This is a genomic window from Nocardiopsis sp. NPDC057823 (assembly GCF_042797335.1).
Taxonomy (GTDB): domain Bacteria; phylum Actinomycetota; class Actinomycetes; order Streptosporangiales; family Streptosporangiaceae; genus Nocardiopsis; species Nocardiopsis changdeensis.
This window is the reverse complement of record NZ_JBHVLR010000010.1, coordinates 60,690-77,116: the sequence shown is the minus strand read 5'-3', so window position 1 is coordinate 77,116 and position 16,427 is coordinate 60,690. Positions and strand designations below refer to the sequence as shown.

General features: G+C 73.9%; 12 protein-coding genes and 1 riboswitch. Of the genes, 8 read left to right on the top strand and 4 right to left on the bottom strand.

The window, feature by feature from the left end; genetic code table 11:
* The first annotated feature begins 144 nt into the window (after positions 1-144).
* The 5 genes from ACFVNO_RS17690 (at position 145) to ACFVNO_RS17670 (ending at position 5,317) form a co-directional block, all read left to right on the top strand.
* The gene (locus ACFVNO_RS17690) at positions 145-588 is read left to right on the top strand and encodes a hypothetical protein (RefSeq protein WP_355259962.1); all 444 of its coding nucleotides are present in this window, start codon (positions 145-147) and stop codon (positions 586-588) included.
* A 19-nt stretch (positions 589-607) separates the two neighbouring features.
* Positions 608-1,126 (top strand): isochorismatase family protein, encoded by a 519-nt coding sequence (locus ACFVNO_RS17685; protein WP_355259965.1) that lies wholly within the window; start codon positions 608-610, stop codon positions 1,124-1,126.
* A 253-nt stretch (positions 1,127-1,379) separates the two neighbouring features.
* Positions 1,380-3,119: an ABC-ATPase domain-containing protein gene (locus ACFVNO_RS17680; protein ID WP_378893783.1), complete on the top strand. Its 1,740-nt coding sequence runs from the start codon at positions 1,380-1,382 to the stop codon at positions 3,117-3,119.
* Positions 3,120-3,247: 128 nt separating this feature from the next.
* Positions 3,248-4,174, top strand: coding sequence for a proteasome assembly chaperone family protein (locus ACFVNO_RS17675; RefSeq protein WP_220562573.1), 927 nt, complete (start codon positions 3,248-3,250; stop codon positions 4,172-4,174).
* A 9-nt stretch (positions 4,175-4,183) separates the two neighbouring features.
* Positions 4,184-5,317 (top strand): quinone-dependent dihydroorotate dehydrogenase, encoded by a 1,134-nt coding sequence (locus ACFVNO_RS17670; protein WP_355259971.1) that lies wholly within the window; start codon positions 4,184-4,186, stop codon positions 5,315-5,317.
* A gap of 70 nt (positions 5,318-5,387) precedes the next feature.
* On the opposite strand, the gene ACFVNO_RS17665 is transcribed toward ACFVNO_RS17670, so the two are convergent.
* The gene (locus tag ACFVNO_RS17665) at positions 5,388-6,839 is read right to left on the bottom strand and encodes a polysaccharide deacetylase family protein (RefSeq protein WP_378893779.1); all 1,452 of its coding nucleotides are present in this window, start codon (positions 6,837-6,839) and stop codon (positions 5,388-5,390) included.
* Between the two features lie 266 nt (positions 6,840-7,105).
* Positions 7,106-8,650 (bottom strand): polysaccharide deacetylase family protein, encoded by a 1,545-nt coding sequence (locus tag ACFVNO_RS17660; protein ID WP_378893951.1) that lies wholly within the window; start codon positions 8,648-8,650, stop codon positions 7,106-7,108.
* 254 nt (positions 8,651-8,904) lie between these two features.
* Positions 8,905-9,084: riboswitch (cobalamin riboswitch) on the top strand.
* A 157-nt stretch (positions 9,085-9,241) separates the two neighbouring features.
* Here ACFVNO_RS17660 and metE point away from each other — a divergent pair.
* The gene (gene metE, locus ACFVNO_RS17655; protein WP_378893776.1) at positions 9,242-11,509 is read left to right on the top strand and encodes a 5-methyltetrahydropteroyltriglutamate--homocysteine S-methyltransferase; all 2,268 of its coding nucleotides are present in this window, start codon (positions 9,242-9,244) and stop codon (positions 11,507-11,509) included.
* A gap of 105 nt (positions 11,510-11,614) precedes the next feature.
* Here metE and ACFVNO_RS17650 read toward each other — a convergent pair whose 3' ends face one another.
* Entirely contained in the window at positions 11,615-12,598 is a 984-nt protein-coding gene (locus ACFVNO_RS17650; protein WP_355259980.1) for a DUF3558 domain-containing protein, read from the bottom strand.
* Positions 12,599-13,011: 413 nt separating this feature from the next.
* The gene (locus ACFVNO_RS17645; protein ID WP_355259982.1) at positions 13,012-14,061 is read right to left on the bottom strand and encodes a hypothetical protein; all 1,050 of its coding nucleotides are present in this window, start codon (positions 14,059-14,061) and stop codon (positions 13,012-13,014) included.
* Positions 14,062-14,711: 650 nt separating this feature from the next.
* On the opposite strand from ACFVNO_RS17645, the gene ACFVNO_RS17640 reads away from it, so the two are divergent.
* Together ACFVNO_RS17640 and ACFVNO_RS17635 are read left to right on the top strand one after the other, a co-directional pair.
* Positions 14,712-15,668 carry a methionine ABC transporter ATP-binding protein gene (locus ACFVNO_RS17640; protein ID WP_220565275.1) on the top strand — a complete coding sequence of 319 codons (957 nt, stop codon included), beginning with the start codon at positions 14,712-14,714 and terminating at the stop codon, positions 15,666-15,668.
* The gene (locus tag ACFVNO_RS17635; RefSeq protein WP_220562567.1) at positions 15,665-16,405 is read left to right on the top strand and encodes a methionine ABC transporter permease; all 741 of its coding nucleotides are present in this window, start codon (positions 15,665-15,667) and stop codon (positions 16,403-16,405) included. The genes ACFVNO_RS17640 and ACFVNO_RS17635 overlap by 4 nt, the downstream gene beginning before the upstream one ends.
* The last annotated feature ends 22 nt before the right edge of the window (positions 16,406-16,427 follow it).

The following is a 16,427-nucleotide window of genomic DNA, read 5'->3' as shown; positions in this document are numbered from 1 at the left end:
GCCGGCGTGCTCTGCGGGGGACGGGGGGTGGGGGGGGCCGGGGGGGCGATTAACCACAACGGGGGCCGCGGGGGGGGGGGGGGGGGGGGGGCGCCCCCCCCCCCCGCTCCCGTACCCCCGCCCCCCCCGACGCGAGGAGCACCCATGGAGCAGTGGGTCACCGAAGACGACATCCACGCCGCACGGACCCGCCTGGAGGAGGGGCACCCGGGCTGGGAGCGGCCGTCCGCCTTCGCCGTCGGGCGCGAGCGCGACGGCGAGCCGGCCTTCCCCGTGGTCAACGTCCCCGGCGCGATGCACGGCCTGCCCGCCGTCGTCCTGGGCCGGGTCCTGGGGCACACCCGCGGCACCGCCGTGTACGACCTGACCGCCGAGGACCTGCGCGCGGCCGAGCGGGGGCTCGCCCCGGCCCAGGCGTGCACCGTGTTCGACCACCCCAACCTGTTCGCCTGGCGGGACCTGCTGGACGACCTGCGGGACACCGACCGGCTCTTCGCGGTGTTCGTGCAGGACCCGGCCGACCCGCCGGTGGACGGGCGCGACCTCGCCTTCCGCCGCGCCGCCGAAAAGGCGACCGGCGGCCGGTGACCTGTGTCACCATAGGGGCATGTCGTTCGTACTGGTGTTCGTAGACGTGCAGGACAACTTCCTCGAGGGGGCCGAGGCGGTCCCGGACGCCGGGCCCCTGCGCGCCGAGCTCGCCTCCCTCCTCGACCGCGCCCGCTCCTCGGGCGCCCCGGTCGTGCACGTCCTCAACGACGGGGACGAGGGGGATCCCGACGAGCCGTTCGGCGAGGGCTGGCAGCCGACCTTCCCGGCCCGGGAGGACGAGCCGGTGTTCCGCAAGACCGGCCCGGACGCCTTCACCTCGCCGGGGCTGGCCGAGGCGCTCGCCGTCACCGGTGCCCGCGGGCTGGTCCTGGCGGGCTTCCAGAGCGAGTACTGCATCTCCGCGACGGGCCGCCGCGCCCGCGGCGAGGGCTACCGTGTGGTCCTCGCCGCGGGCGCCCACGGCACCTTCCCGGCGGACGGGGCGAGCGCGGCCGAGCGCGCCGCCGCCGTCGAGCGGGAACTGCGGGCCGACGGAATCGAGGTTTCCCCCGCGCGGGAGATCGAGTTCCGGTAAAAATGAAGGCGTGGCACCTCCCCACCCCTCCCGGGGAGGTGTCCGCACGGCCCCGGTGCACCCCCTTGGCGCCCGGGCCGTGTCCCACCCCGAAGGGCCGGACCCGGAAGTCGCACCGGGCCCGGCCCTTTCACGTGCGCTCCGCCACCGCTCCGGCCGGCATGCGGGGCGTCGTCCACAGGGGGCGGGCGGGGGCGGGCGGGACGGCCTAACCTGGCGGGGAGCACGGAACCTGAGTTCGGGGGAGCGGGAGATGGCGGAGCGGTACGGGGGCGGCCGGGGCGGGCGCGGGGGCCACGGAGGCCGGGGCGGCGGACGCCGGCCCGAGCCGGAGCCCATCCAGGGGGTGCGCGACGACGAGCGGCTCTCGCGGGAGCTGCTGCGGATGGACGGCGACTCCTACGGCCGCTACAAGTCCCTCAAGGGGGACTGGGACTTCGGGGACTTCACGCTGACCGTCCAGCGGGTGCAGGCCGACCCGTTCGCGCCGCCCTCGCGGATCCTGGTCGCGCTGCCCGACGCCGGCATTCCCAAGGACGCCTGGGCCGACCCCGTGCGCCGCCGGGCCACCGCCGACTTCCTGGGCCGCCGGGCCGGGCGGCTGCTGCGGCGCTCGCTGCTGCGCATCGACACCGGCGGGCAGGAGGTCCTGGAGCGCTCCTCCTGCCGGGTCACCGAGGGCGGCGGCCTGGAGCTGCGCATCGGTATCGACCTGCCCGGCCGCGGCCGCCGCATCGACGGCCGGGCCGCCGAGCGCGAGTTCTGCGACACCCTGCCCGGGGTGGTCGACGACCTGTACTGGGAGGCGGTCGACCGGGACGCCGCGTGGGCCTTCGCCGACAGCGTGGCCGACACGGTCGCCCTGCGCTCGGCGCTGGCGGAGCGGGGCCTGGTCGCGTTCGTCGCCGACGGGGCGGTCCTGCCGCGCCGCAGCGGGATCAGCGACGAGCCCATGGCCGAGGGCGCGGTCCCGTTCTCCTCGCCCGACAGCCTGCGCGTGTCGGTGGACCTGCCGCACCGGGGCGCGGTCACCGGCATGGGCGTGCCCGAGGGCGTCGTCCTCATCGTGGGCGGCGGCTTCCACGGCAAGTCGACCCTGCTGCACGCCCTGGAGCGGGGCGTCTACGACCACGTGCCGGGCGACGGGCGCGAACTGGTGGTCACCCGCGCCGACGCGGTCAAGATCCGCGCCGAGGAGGGCCGCCGGGTGGAGCGGGTCGACGTGGGCTCCTTCGTGCGCAACCTGCCCACCGGCGCCGACACCGCGGACTTCCGCACCGACAACGCCTCGGGCTCCACCTCGCAGGCCGCCAACATCTGCGAGGCCCTGGAGGCCGGGTCGCGCACCCTGCTGGTAGACGAGGACTCCACCGCCACCAACCTGATGATCCGCGACGAGCGCATGCAGGCCCTGGTGCACGGCGACCGCGAGCCCCTCGTCCCGTTCGTCGACCTGGTGCGGCCGCTGTACCGCGACCACGGCGTCTCCACGGTGCTGGTCATGGGCGGCAGCGGCGACTACTTCGACGTCGCCGACCACGTGGTCATGATGGACGCCTACCACCCGCACGACGTCGGCGAGCGCGCGCGGGGGCTGGCCCGGGAGCGGACGGACGCGGTGTTCACCGCACCGCGCGCCCGCCTCGTCGACCCGCGCTCGGTCGACCCCTCCGACGCGCGCGGCCGGTCCCGGATCAAGCGCCGCGACATGGACGTGCTGGTCTTCGGCGACGACGACGTCGACGTGCGCTCCATCGAGCAGTTCGTCGACCCGGGGCAGATCATCGGCGCCGGACTGGCCCTGCGCGCCCTCGACCTGCGGGACCGCACGCTCGCCGAGGCCCTGGACGCCCTGGAGGCCGAGCTGGCCGAACACGGGGTCACCCGGCTGGGCGCGGACTTCGGCGGCGACTACGCGCTGCCGCGCCGGCAGGAGGTCGCGGCGGTCCTCAACCGGCTGCGCTCCCTGCGGGTCCTCGGGCAGCGGTGGTGAATACGGGTCGGTAATCTGGGATACCGGGGTGAACGGCCCGAGGACGACCGGGAACACGGTGACGCCGGTCGGTGTTGGACTGCCACGCGGCCCCCTGAAACCCCGAGCTTTCTGGAGACGAGACCCCGGTGCGCAACCCAGCAGATCTGTACGAACTCCGACCCGGTTTCGACGACGTCGCCGGCCTGGCGATGCTGGTCGCCCTGGACGGCTTCGTCGACGCAGGCAACGCGGGCAGGCAGATGGTCGAGGAGCTGTTCGAACGCTTCGAGGCCGAGGAGATCGCGGTCTTCGACGTGGACCGCCTCGTCGACTACCGGGCCCGGCGCCCGCCCATGACCTTCGTCGAGAACACCTGGACGGAGTACCGGGCCCCCAAGCTGGCCCTGTACCGCATGCGCGACGCCGAGGGCAGCCCGTTCCTGGTCCTGCACGGCCCGGAGCCGGACCGCGAGTGGGAGGCCTTCACCGCCGCAGTCATCGGCCTGGTGGAGCGCTTCTCGGTGTCGCTGTCCCTGAGCGTCCACGGCATCCCCATGGCCGTGCCGCACACCCGGCCGGCCACGGTCACCCCGCACTCCACCCGCCCCGAGCTGGTCGAGGGCCACACGCCCTGGATCGGCCGGGTCGAGGTGCCCGGCAGCGCGGTGTCGCTGCTGGAGTTCCGGCTGGGCGAGGCCGGGCACGACTTCCTCGGCTACGCCGTCCACGTGCCCAGCTACCTGGCCCAGTCCACCTACCCGCGCGCGGCGCTGGCCGCCCTGCGGTACATCGCCGACGCCACCGGCCTGTCCCTGCCCGCCACGGGCCTGGAGGAGGTCGCCCAGGCCACGGACGTGGAGATCGCCGAACAGGTGAGCGCCTCCGAGGAGGTCCAGCGCATCGTCGTCAACCTGGAGCGCCAGTACGACGACATCATGTCCTCGCGGACCGACCCGGAGGACCGCCGGGTGCTCCCGCTGGCCGACGACGAGGCCGGCCTGCCCACCGCCGAGGAGCTCGGCGCTGAACTCGAACGCTTTCTCGCCGAGCGCGAGAGCGACGGAAACGGTTAAATTACAGTCGTGTTCTACCAGATCCTCTTCAGCTCGGTCCTGCGCCACCTGGACGCCGAGACGATCCACAAGGTGAGCTTCGGCGCCCTGCGCTGCGCCGCCGCCGTGCCCGGCGCGGCCGCGGCGGCCGAGCGGGTGCTGGGCCCGCGCGAGCCCGAGCTGACCGTGCGGGCGTTCGGCCGCGAGTTCCCCGGCCCGCTGGGCCTGGCCGCCGGGTTCGACAAGAACGCCGAGGGCCCCCGGGCCCTGGGCGCGCTCGGCTTCGGGTTCGTCGAGATCGGCACGGTCACCGCCCAGCCGCAGCCGGGCAACCCGCGCCCGCGCCTGACGCGCCTGGTGAAGGACCGGGCGATCGTCAACCGGATGGGCTTCAACAACGAGGGGTCGGCGCTGGTCGCCGAGCGCCTGCACCACCGGCGGGGCGGGCCCGGTCCGATCCTGGGGATCAACATCGGCAAGACCAAGGTCACGCCGGAGGAGGAGGCCGAGGGCGACTACGCCCTCAGCGCCCGGCGGCTGGCCCCCTACGCCGACTACATGGTGGTCAACGTCAGCTCGCCCAACACCCCGGGCCTGCGCAACCTCCAGAGCGTGGAGCGGTTGCGGCCGATCCTGTCCGCCGTGCGCGGGGCGCTGGCCGAGGCCGGGCGCCCGGAGCTGCCGCTGCTGGTCAAGATCGCCCCGGACCTGGCCGACGAGGACGTCGACGCGGTCGCCGACCTGGCCCTGGAACTGGGGCTGGACGGCGTCATCGCGACCAACACCACCATTTCCCGTGAGGGCCTGGCCTCCTCCGCCGAGGAGGTCGAGGCGGCCGGGGGCGGCGGCCTGTCCGGCGCGCCCCTGAAGGACCGCTCCCTGGAGGTGCTGCGCCGCCTGCGCGCCAGGGCCGGCGACCGGCTCACCCTCGTCGCGGTGGGCGGCATCGACACCCCAGAGGACGCCTGGGCCCGCATCCGGGCCGGGGCGACCCTGGTCCAGGGCTACACCGGCATGATCTACGGCGGCCCGCTCTGGCCGCGCCGCGTCCACCGCGGCCTGGCCCGCCTGGTCCGCGCCGCCGGGTACACCTCGATCGCCGACGCCGTCGGCTCCGAGGCCCCGGACACCGCGCCGGCCGCGAGCCCCGCCGCCACCGCCTGACCCGCACCGCACGGACCGCCGCCGACGGCCCGGTCCGGGGCACCCCGCCCCGGGCCGGGCCGTCGGCGTGTCACCAGCTGCCGTCCCAGTCGGGCGGGTAGGTGCCGCCGGCCTCGGGGGCGAAGGCCTGCGACGCGGTCACGAAGACGTAGCCCTTCTCGCGCAGCCGCTCGATGATCTCCGGCAGGGCCGCGACCGTCGTGGGCTGCGGGTCGTGCAGCAGGACCACCCCGTTGGGCTCCACCAGGTCCACCACCCGGTCCGCGACCGTGTCCCGGTCGGACCCGGTCCAGTCCTCGCTGTCGACCGTCCACAGCACCTCGGCGAGCCCCTGCCGGGCCAGTTCCGCCTTGACACCGTCGTCGGTGGCCCCGAACGGCGGACGGAACAGCTCCACGGTGTACCCCGTCTGGCGGCGGATCCCCGCACCGACCATCGCCACCTGCGCGGGCAGCTCCTCCGGCGTGAACTCCTCCGTCATGCTCTCGTGCAGGTCGTTGTGGTTGCCCAGCTCGTGCCCCTCGGCGTAGATCCGCCGCGCCAGCCACGGCCGGGTCAGCAGCGGGTCGCCGTTGAGGAAGAACGACGCCGTCACCTCCTGCTCGGCGAGGATGTCCAGCACGTGCGCGGTCGCCTCCACCGGGCCGTCGTCGAAGGTCAGCGCCACGCACTTGGCCCCGGGATCGGTGCAGTCCACGTCGGGGCCGCGCTCGGTCACCACGCCCGGGGGCACCGGGGCGGACTCCAGGGCGGTGTCGGGCTCGGACACCGACAGCACCGGCTCCTCGGTGAGCGACGCGCTCCGGGCCCGCTCGCCCAGGTCCGACAGCAGGGGTCCGGCCCGCTCGGCGTCGATGACCGCGGCGATCCGCCCCGGGGACGCGTCCGGCGGGTGCCCCTCGACCACGGGCGACAGGTGCCCGTCGTCGAACTCCACGACCAGGTCGCCGGCGGTGTTGAACCCGATCGAGTCGTAGGTGCGCATGACCGGCAGCAGCCCCCGCGGGTCCACGTCGGGGTGGTCCGCGAGCTCCTCGCCCACCAGGCCGTTCAGCTCCGCCAGCGCGGCGTCGTCGGCCAGCAGCTCGGTGGCGTACCCGGTGTGCCCGGTCGACTCGTCGTACCAGTACGTCGCGTACGCCTGGCGCCTCCCGTGCAGGTCCTCCTCGGTGCCGACCAGGCGCACGCCCAGGACGCCCTCGCCGGCGGCCACGACCTCCCAGGCGATCTCCAGGCCCACGGGCTCCCGGCTGACCCCGCGGAAGTCCATGACCTCCCGGTCGATGTGCCCGTGCAGGGCGGTGGAGAACGCCTCGGCGCCCGGGAACTCCGGGTGGGCGACGGAGATCTCCACGTCCTCGGGGATGTAGGGGTGGTCGGGGAAGTCGTCCCCCTCGCCGCTCCACTCGGTGACCACGTCCCCGGGGCCGTCGACCAGTACGGTGATGGCCTCGCCGTCGGCCTCCTCCGGGGCGGCGGCCGGCGGGTTCTGACAGGAGGCCAGGGGGAGCACCAGGGCCACGGCGGCCCCCACCGCCCACGGGTGCCGGCGTGCGGCTCCCGCCCCGCGGGGGAGGGGCTGCTGCGGACGCGTACGGCTCGACGAGAACACCGGACTCCCTCATCCAGAACATGTGCACCGGGGCTGTTGGGTGCAACATAGGGGAATCCGGCGGCCCGGCCGTGACGCTGACCACATGTGGTCAGCCCCTGCGCTCTCGGTGACGGCCGCCGCCGTGCGCGGTGCCCCGGGCGGCCCCGGAGGGGGCCGCCCGGGGAAGGCGCGGCCTACTCCTCGGGGTCCTCCCCGGCGCCGTCCGAGGGCGCGTCCGAGGGCTGCTCGTCGGGCACGCCGTCCACGTACCGCTCGCCGGGCTCGGCGTCGCCCAGCAGCTGCGACACGGTCACCATCGTGTACCCCTGCGCGTCCAGCTCGCGGATGATCTTGTGCGAGGCCGCGATGGTGGTGGGGTGGATGTCGTGCATGAGGATGATCGCCCCGTCCGAGGCGCCCGCGATCGCCCGGTCCGCGACCACGGAGGGGTCCCGGTCCTTCCAGTCGTTGGTGTCGATGCTCCACAGGACCTGGGCCAGGCCCATGTCCCGGGTCACCGAGGCGACGCCGTCGTTGGTCGACCCGTACGGCGGGCGCATGAGGTCCATCGTGTACCCGGTCTCCCGGTACACCAGGGCCTGCACGCTGTTCAGGTTGTCGTGCACGCCGTCGGCCCCCAGCCCCGCCAGGTCGGGGTGGTTCAGGGTGTGGTTGGCCATCTCGTGCCCCTCGGCGTAGGTGCGCCGCACCGTGTGCGGGTGCTCCATCACCGGCAGGCCGGTGACGAAGAAGGTCGCCTTGGCGTCGTACTCGGCGAGCGTGTCCAGCAGCTCGGGGGTGCCCCCGCCGGGGCCGTCGTCGTAGGTCAGGGCCACGCACTTGACCTCGGGGTCGGCGCAGTCGACGGACTCGTCCACGGGGGAGATGACGCCCGGGACCGGCTCGTCCGCGACGCTGGAGCCCTCCCCGGGCGCGGCGGAGATGGCGAACTCCTCGACCCCGGTGGTGGCGGCGCGCAGCACCCGGCGCCCGAAGTCCGACAGCAGCGGCTCGGACTCGGCGCGCTCGACGACCGCGGTCAGGGGCCCGGCGTCGGCCGGGGCGACCTGCCCGGTGTCGAACTCCACGACCAGGTCGCCGTCGGGGTTGAACCCGACCGAGTCGTACAGCGACGCCACCGGCAGCACCGTCCCCGTCTCGGCGGCGTCGCCGAGGCGGTCGCGCACCAGGGTGTTGAGGGCGGCCAGCTCGTCCTGTCCGGCCAGCAGCGACTGCGAGCCGCGGGTGACGCCGTCGCCGGTGTCGTACCAGTAGGTGGAGTGGAACTCCCGGGTGCCCTCGGAGTCGGTCTCCTCGCCCGTCATGCGCACGCCGACCAGGCCGTCGGAGGCGGCGGTGATGTTCCACCCCGCCGTGTAGGACTCCGCGCCCGGGTTGGCGGCGTCGAACGCCTCCACGTCGGCGCCCAGCCTCCCGCGCAGGAACTCCGTGAGCGGCTCGGCGTTGGGCAGCACCGGGAAGGACACCTCGGTGGCGACCCCGTCGTACTCCAGCTCCTCCGTCTCCACCCCGGTCAGGGCGGCCTCGTCGACCACGGTCAGCGCGTCGGGCTCGCCGGTGGCGGGGATGCGCTGCTCGATGGCGTCGGCCAGGCCGTGCGCCACGCCCCCGGCCGGGCCCGCCCCCAACGACTCCGGTGGTCGCACCGACAACAGCACCATGCCGGCCAGGACCACGAGGGAGACGCCCACCGTGATGACCGGGTGGTCGGGGGTCATGGCGGTTCGGGGCAGCTTGTTCACCAGGGGTTCTCCGCGTCCATTTCGCAGACGAACGTGCACGGGGCCGGCGGGGGCGCCACCGTGCGACGTCTTCATCGGGTGTGACGCCGCCCACGGGCGGAGGGTTCGGACTCCGGGGCGGCGAGGGGCACAGGGGGCATGCCGGGGGGCAGGGGCGAGGGGATGTCTCCCTATACTCGCAGGCGTGGAAGGTTCGTGCGCCATCCTTCCGCCCGGGGCGATCCCGGGCCGGTGGCGCGCGTCGCAAGAGGGAACCCGGTGCGAATCCGGGACTGCCCCGCAGCGGTGTACGGGAACGACCCCCGCCATGGAGCACTGGTGGACCGACCGGAGAGGTCGGGGACCGGGAAGCGGCGGGCATTAGGAGACCGGTGGCCCACCGGTCGCGCCCGTGAGTCCGAAGACCTGCCTCCACCCGGCGGCGCACCCGTGCCGCCGGTGGTCCCGTGCCCCGAGGGAGGGCCGAGGTCGGCACCCGTGGGCGCCCGTCGAGCGGCGCCCCACCGGCGTGCCCCCTCGCCGACCCCGGGCACGGTACCCGGCTTTCGACGAGGGAGAAGAAGCTTCATGAACACCTCCGGACCCGCCGTGCGGTCCACGGTGCACGGCTACCCGCGCATCGGTCCCGACCGCGAGCTCAAGCGCGCCGAGGAGTCCTACTGGAAGGGCGCCTCCACCGCCGCCGCCCTGGAGGAGGCCGCCGCCGGCCTGCGCCTGGACACCTACGCCCGGCTGCGCGCCGCCGGGATCGACGACATCCCCTCCAACACGTTCTCCTACTACGACCAGGTGCTGGACACCGCCGTCCTGTTCGGCCTGGTCCCGGAGCGGTTCGAGGACCCGTCCGCGGCCGCCGACGCCGACGGGCGGCTGCGCCGCTACTTCGCGCTGGCCCGCGGGGTCCAGGGCGCCCCGCCCCTGGAGATGACCAAGTGGTTCGACACCAACTACCACTACCTGGTCCCGGAGCTCTCCCCGGCCGTGCGGCCGCGCGTCGCCGGCGACAAACCCGTCGCCGAGTTCCGCGAGGCCCTGGAGGCCGGGTACCCCACCCGCCCGGTGCTGGTCGGCCCGCTGACCTTCCTGCTGCTGTCCAAGGCCGCCGACGACGCACCGCGGGGCTGGTCGCCCATCGCGCTGCTCGACGACCTGCTGGAGGCCTACGGCCGCGTGCTGGCGGACCTGCGCGCCGCCGGCGCCGAGCAGGTGCAGCTGGACGAGCCGGTGCTGGCCACCGACGAGGGCCGCGCCGCCCTGGCCCACCTGGAGCGCGCCTACGGCGTCCTGGGCGGGCTCGCCGACCGCCCGGAGATCCTGGTCTCCACCTACTTCGGCTCCATCGGCGCCGACGCCCTGCGCGTCCTCAAGGAGTCCCCGGTCGAGGCCGTGGGCCTGGACCTCGTCACCGACGCCGAGGGCATCGCCGACCTGACCGCGGTCTCCGGTCTGGGCTCCACCCGCCTGGTCGCGGGCGTGGTCGACGGCCGCAACGTCTGGCGCACCGACGTCCCGGCCGCCGTCGCCACCCTGGGCACCCTGCTGGGCCTGGCCGACGGGATCTCCGTGAGCACCTCCTGCTCGCTGCTGCACGTGCCCATCGACCTGGACGCCGAGACCTCGCTGCCCCCGGAGCTGCGCGCGGCGCTGGCCTTCGCGGAGCAGAAGACCCGTGAGGTCGCGCTGCTGGGCAGGGTGCTGTCCGAGGGAACCGGGGACGGCTACGCCGCCGCCCCGGCCCCGGCCGGCGCGGCGTTCGTGGACGCGCGCGTGCGCGCCCGCCTGGAGGCCCTGGGCGCGGACGCCCACGAGCGGCCGCGGGAGCGCGGCGCCCCCGGCGTCCCGGCGCTGACCACGACCACCATCGGGTCGTTCCCGCAGACCGGCGGGCTGCGCCGGGCCCGCGCCGCGCACCGCCGCGGCGAGCTGGGAGAGGAGGAGTACAAGGCGATCCTGCGCGCCGAGATCGACCGGGTCATCGCGCTCCAGGAGGACATCGGCCTGGACGTGCTCGTCCACGGCGAGCCCGAGCGCAACGACATGGTCCAGTACTTCGCCGAGCAGCTCCGGGGCTACGCCACCACCGAGAACGGCTGGGTGCAGTCCTACGGCTCCCGGTGCGTGCGCCCGCCGATCCTCTTCGGCGACGTCTCGCGCCCGGAGCCGATGACGGTGGAGTGGACCACCTACGCCCAGTCGCGTACCGGGAAGCCGGTCAAGGGCATGCTCACCGGACCGGTGACCATGCTCGCCTGGTCGTTCGTGCGCACCGACCAGCCGCTGGGCGACACCGCCCGCCAGGTGGCACTGGCCCTGCGCGACGAGGTCGCCGACCTGGAGCGGGCGGGGATCCGCCACATCCAGGTCGACGAGGCCGCGCTGCGCGAGCTGCTGCCGCTGCGGGCGGAGAAGCGGCGGGAGTACCTGGACTGGGCCGTGGGCTCCTTCCGGCTGGCCACCTCCGGCGTCTCGCCGTCGACGACCGTCCACACGCACATGTGCTACTCCGAGTTCGGCCTGATCGTCGACGGCATCGAGGAGCTGGACGCCGACGTGACCAGCGTCGAGGCGGCCCGCTCGCGCATGGAGCTGGTGGAGGACCTGGGCCGCCGAGGCTACCGGCGGGGCATCGGCCCGGGCGTGTACGACATCCACTCCCCGCGGGTGCCGTCGGTGGAGGAGATCGAGGCGTCCCTGCGCCTGGCGGTGGAGCACATCGACGCCGGGAAGCTGTGGGTCAACCCGGACTGCGGTCTGAAGACCCGCGGCTACGAGGAGGTCGAACAGGCCCTGCGCAACATGGTCGAGGCCGCCCGCCGGGTCCGCGCGACCCTGTAGGCGCCGCACCGGGAGGGACCGGCCCCGGAACGAAAGGGGGAGGGGCCGCGGCGGTCGCCGCGGCCCCTCCCTTCACGCTCTTCCGTGCGCCCGGTGGCCTACGGGTCAGGCGGACTCGAGCAGGGCGAGGGCGTCCTCGCCGGCCATGGTCATGGTCGCCTCGATGTCGTCGGGGAGCGTGAACTTCTCGACGTCGGCGTCGGAGGCGCTGAACGAGGGGCTCATCGTGTACGTGACCTCGATGGTGATGTTGCCCGAACGGATCAGCACGGCGGCGCGGGGGACGAACTGGCCGAGGAAGTCGTACTTCGTGGTGATGAAGACGGCCTCGTCGCCCAGGGGGAGCTCCTTGTCCTGGTCCAGGTGCTCGGAGTCGTACAGGGAGTACGAGCCCTCACCGCGGATGTTGGAGACGGCGTCCTGGTAGTCGGTCTTGGCGCCCTCGATGGAGTCCGACCCGGCGTAGGGGGTCTGGTACGTCACGTCGTAGGTCCCGAACATGGTGTCCGGGTTGCCCTCCGGCGGGGTGCCGCTGATGTCGGAGCAGGTGGAGCGGTTGTCGCTGGTGCTCTTGGAGCCGTCCTGGCCCATGAGCAGGCCCTCGGCCACGCGGTCGGTCAGGGCCTCGCAGGGCTCGATGGGCAGCGAGTACGGGGGCTCGCCCGCCGGGCCGCCGCCGCCCGCGGGCTCCTCGACCGGCTCCTCGCCGGCCGGGTCGGTCGCGGGGTCGCTGGCCTCGGTGCTCCCCTCCGGCGGGGAGGCGACGGTGCCGCCCTCGTCACCGCGGTTGGTGGCGAGCATGACGATGAGCGCGACCACGAGGACCACGATCACCGCGCCGCCGCCGATGACCACCCACAGGGCGGCCTTGCCGCCGCTCTTGGGCTGCTGCGGCGGCGGGTAGCCCCCGGGGGGGCCGTAGGCGGGCTGGCCGCCCGTGTACGCGCCCTGCTGGGCGTAGCCCGGCTGACCGCCCGTGTGGGGGTCGCCGTAGGGGCCGCCCGGCGGGCCGTAGGGAGGCTGCCCTCCCGAGCCGTCACCGCCGTAGGGGTTCTGCGGTGGCTGGTTGTAAGGTCCGTTTTCGCTCATGGCTCCCCTCGCCCGGATGATGTGTTGACGTGTTGTCTGGGACGCGTGTCGGCGCCTGTGGGTTCGTGTGACTTTCCGAAGTCGGGTCGAAAGGGACGCCGGTGACGTTCACACGGGCAGGGCGCGCCTTCCGTGGCCACCGAACCGCGGGCGAGGACGGGGGAGCGGGGGAGGAGCGGGCCCTGTGTGTCTCCAGGTGGCCCCGGTGTGGTGCTCCGGGGCGGCCGACGGGCGCGCCGCCGGCCGGGGACGTGAGCATCCTATTCGGCGCACCCCGGGGTAGGGCAGGCCGGGGCCGGGGAGCGAGAGCGAATCGTCACTGTTTCGTGTCGATCACGTGCACCGCTCGTTTCCGCCCGTCCATTCCCCGGGACGGCCGGGCGCGGCGGAGCGGCCGCCCGTCCCGGAGCGGGTCAGAACATCGAGATGTGCACGTGGTCGAAGTGGTTCTCGGTGATGCTGCCGCGGTCGGCCATCGCGCGCCAGCCGGTGTCGCCGCGCCGGACGTCCCAGATCTGCTGGCGGTAGATCACGTACATGATCCCCAGGCGGTCGGCGTTCTCGCGGGCCCACTCGGCGATGGCCCAGCCGCGGTCGACCTGCTCCTGGGAGGGCATCGACCCGTTGCCGTCCACCATGAAGTCGCAGGCCCGGCCCTTGGGGTGCTCTCCGACGACCCAGCCGCCGACCGCCCGGTAGCAGCCGACCCCGCCGACCTCGGTGCCCTCTCCGAACTCCTCGATGACCAGTTCGCGCATCTGCTCGGTCCGGGGGGTGATGTTGTACGGACCGCCCATGGGCTGGTTCGGGTGGTCCGCGATCATCGCCTGGACCTCCTCGCGCCGCTCCTCCAGCGCCTCCAGGTCGGCCTCGGCCTCCTCCAGGGTCTCCTGGGCCGCCTCCTGGGCCTCCTCGTCGCGCTCCAGCGCCTGCTCCAGCTCGGCGATCTTGTCCTGGTTGCTCGACGCCAGGAAGTCGATGACCACGGCGCGGTCGATGACCTGGTCGGGGTCGGCGTCGACGAAGAGCGACATGGACGGGTCGATGCCGTTGCCGGTGTAGGAGGCGTACGCCAGGGCGCGGACCTGCTCCTTGGAGGCCTGGGCCTCCTCGGCGGTCTCCTCGGCCCGCTCGGTGGCGCGCTCGGCCTCCTGGATGACGCCCTCCATGTCGCGCAGCTCGCCGTTGTACTCCTCGCCCAGGGTCTCCGCGCGCTCGCGCAGGGACTCCATGCTCTCCGGCTCCATGGGCAGGGCCAGCGCCGGAGTCTGGGGCAGGGCGACGAGCGCCGCCCCCAGGGAGAGGGAGACGGCGATGACACGCGCCCGGCCGGCGCGGCGGCGCCGGGAGGGGGACAGGGCGGAGGCGGCGTCGGCCAGGGTCTCGCGCCAGGTCGCGGCCGGCGGATCGGGAGCCCAGAAGTCGGCGAACTCGTCCACTCGGCTCTGGTCATCGGGGTGCACGGTGTGGTCGCTCCTCGGGCCCGCGCACCCCCGGGCTCGGGGCGGGGCGGGCGCTGCATCTCGTCGATTTCCCGGCCGGGACCGCTCCCCGAGCACGGGGAGGAGGGGCGACGGTGCGTCGCCGGGGACCGGGAGGCCCGTGCCATCGTGAGCGGCGATCGGCGCTGGGCGATGGTAACGGGACGGTCATGAGTGTAAGCACTCCCGGGGTCATACGGGAGGGAACGGATGGTTTCCGAACCGACAAAAGGTGCGATGTGGCACAGATAACCCGGTTCTCGGGTGTGATTTCGGTGAACCGACCCGCCGTCCCATGGTTGAGTGGTGAGCGTGAAGGTTTCTGGACGACTCCCGGTGAAACCCACCGCCACCTGGGCGAACACCCCCATGTGGTGTGATGGGCGCTGTTGTCGCGCGTCCGCCTGACCCCCGCCTCCTCGACGCCCGCGGCCGAGCGGTAATTTTCGAGGATTTCCGCGCCCCGACCGCCGCACCGCCCGCCCCGGCGCGTCGCCTCCACCCGGTCCGGGACCGCTCCGTACGCTCTGACGTGGGCGTCGTCCCACGTCGAGCAGCTCCGCGCCCGTACGGCCCGTACGCCGACCCCGGGCGCCCTGACCAACGTCGATGGGAAGACCGTGATTGACGCAGTGGGCCTGCACAAGGTCTACAGGTTGAAGAAACACCGGGTGACCGCCCTGAATGGGGTCGACCTGCACGTGGAGCCCGGCGAGATCTACGGTGTCGTGGGCCAGAGCGGCGCGGGCAAGAGCACCCTGCTCCGCTCCGTCAACCTCCTGGAGCGCCCCGACGCCGGGACCGTCACCGTCGACGGCGAGGAGCTGACCTCCCTGCGCGGGGCGCGGCTGCGCACCGCCCGCCGCGGCATCGGCATGGTCCACCAGCACTTCGCGCTGCTCTCCTCGCGCACCGTCGCGGGCAACGTCGGCTTCCCCCTGGAGGTCTCCGGGGTCGGCCGCGCCGAGCGCCGCGAACGCGTGGGCGAGCTCCTGGAGCTGGTCGGCCTGGGCGACAAGGCGCGCGCCTACCCGTCCCAGCTGTCCGGCGGCCAGAAGCAGCGCGTGGGCATCGCCCGCGCCCTGGCCTCCCGCCCCAAGGTGCTGCTGAGCGACGAGGCCACCTCGGCCCTGGACCCGGCCACCACCGACTCGATCCTGGCCCTGCTGCGCCGCCTGCGCGACGAACTGGGGCTGACGATCCTGCTGATCACCCACGAGATGGACGTGATCAAGAAGATCTGCGACTCCGCCGCGATCATGGAGAACGGCGAATTCCGCGAGGCGGGCCGCGTGCTCGACCTCATCGGCACCCCCGGGTCGCTGCTGGCCCGCTCCCTCTTCCCGCTGCCGGACCTGGCGGGCCCCGACACGGTCGTCGTGACCTACCCCCGCTCGTTCGACGAGCCCCTCATGTCCGAGCTCACCCGCCGCTTCGACGTGGACGTCAACATCCTCGGCGGCGGCGTGGAGCAGGTCGCGGGCCAGTCCGTGGGCCGCCTGGGCGTGGACGTCCGCGGCGCCCGCCGCTCCGAGGCCCTGACCTACCTGTCCGAACACGGCCTGCTGGTCGAGGAGGCCGGAAAGTGACCACCCACACCGCCGACATCCTCTTCCTGGCCGCGGACACCGGGGCCGCGGGCCCGTGGGAGGCCGTGGTGGCCTTCCTCCGGGACTGGCCGAACATGTGGCCCAGCCTGTGGCTGGCCACCCAGGACACCGTCTACATGGTGCTGTGGGCGACGATCTTCAGCGTCCTGGTCGGCCTGCCGCTGGGCGTGCTGCTGGTCACCACCGACCGCGGCGGCCTCACCCCCGCGCCCGCGGTGCGCGCGGTCCTCAGCGCCATCGTCAACATCGGCCGCTCGCTGCCGTTCATCGTCCTGATGGTGGCGGTGCTGTCCCTGACCCGCTTCCTGGTCGGCACCACCCTGGGCCCGACGGCGGCGATCGTCCCCCTGAGCATCGGCGCGATCCCGTTCTTCGCCCGGCTGGTGGAGACCTCCCTGCGCGAGGTCGACCGCGAGGTCGTCGAGGCCGCGCACGCCATGGGCACCCGCAGGCTCACGATCGTCGGCAAGGTGATGCTGCCCGAGGCGCTGCCCGGCCTCATCGCGGGCCTGGTGATGACCGTGGTCGCCCTCATCTCCTACTCGGCGATGGCCGGCGCGATCGGCGGCGGCGGCCTGGGCGACCTGGCCATCCGCGAGGGCTACCAGCGCTTCAACGACCACTACCTGTGGGCCACCGTCATCCTGCTCATCGTCATCGTGCAGGCGGCGCAGAGCCTGGGCGACCTGCTGGTGCGCAGGCTCACCCGGCGCTGACCCGCGCACCGCGCCCCCCGGC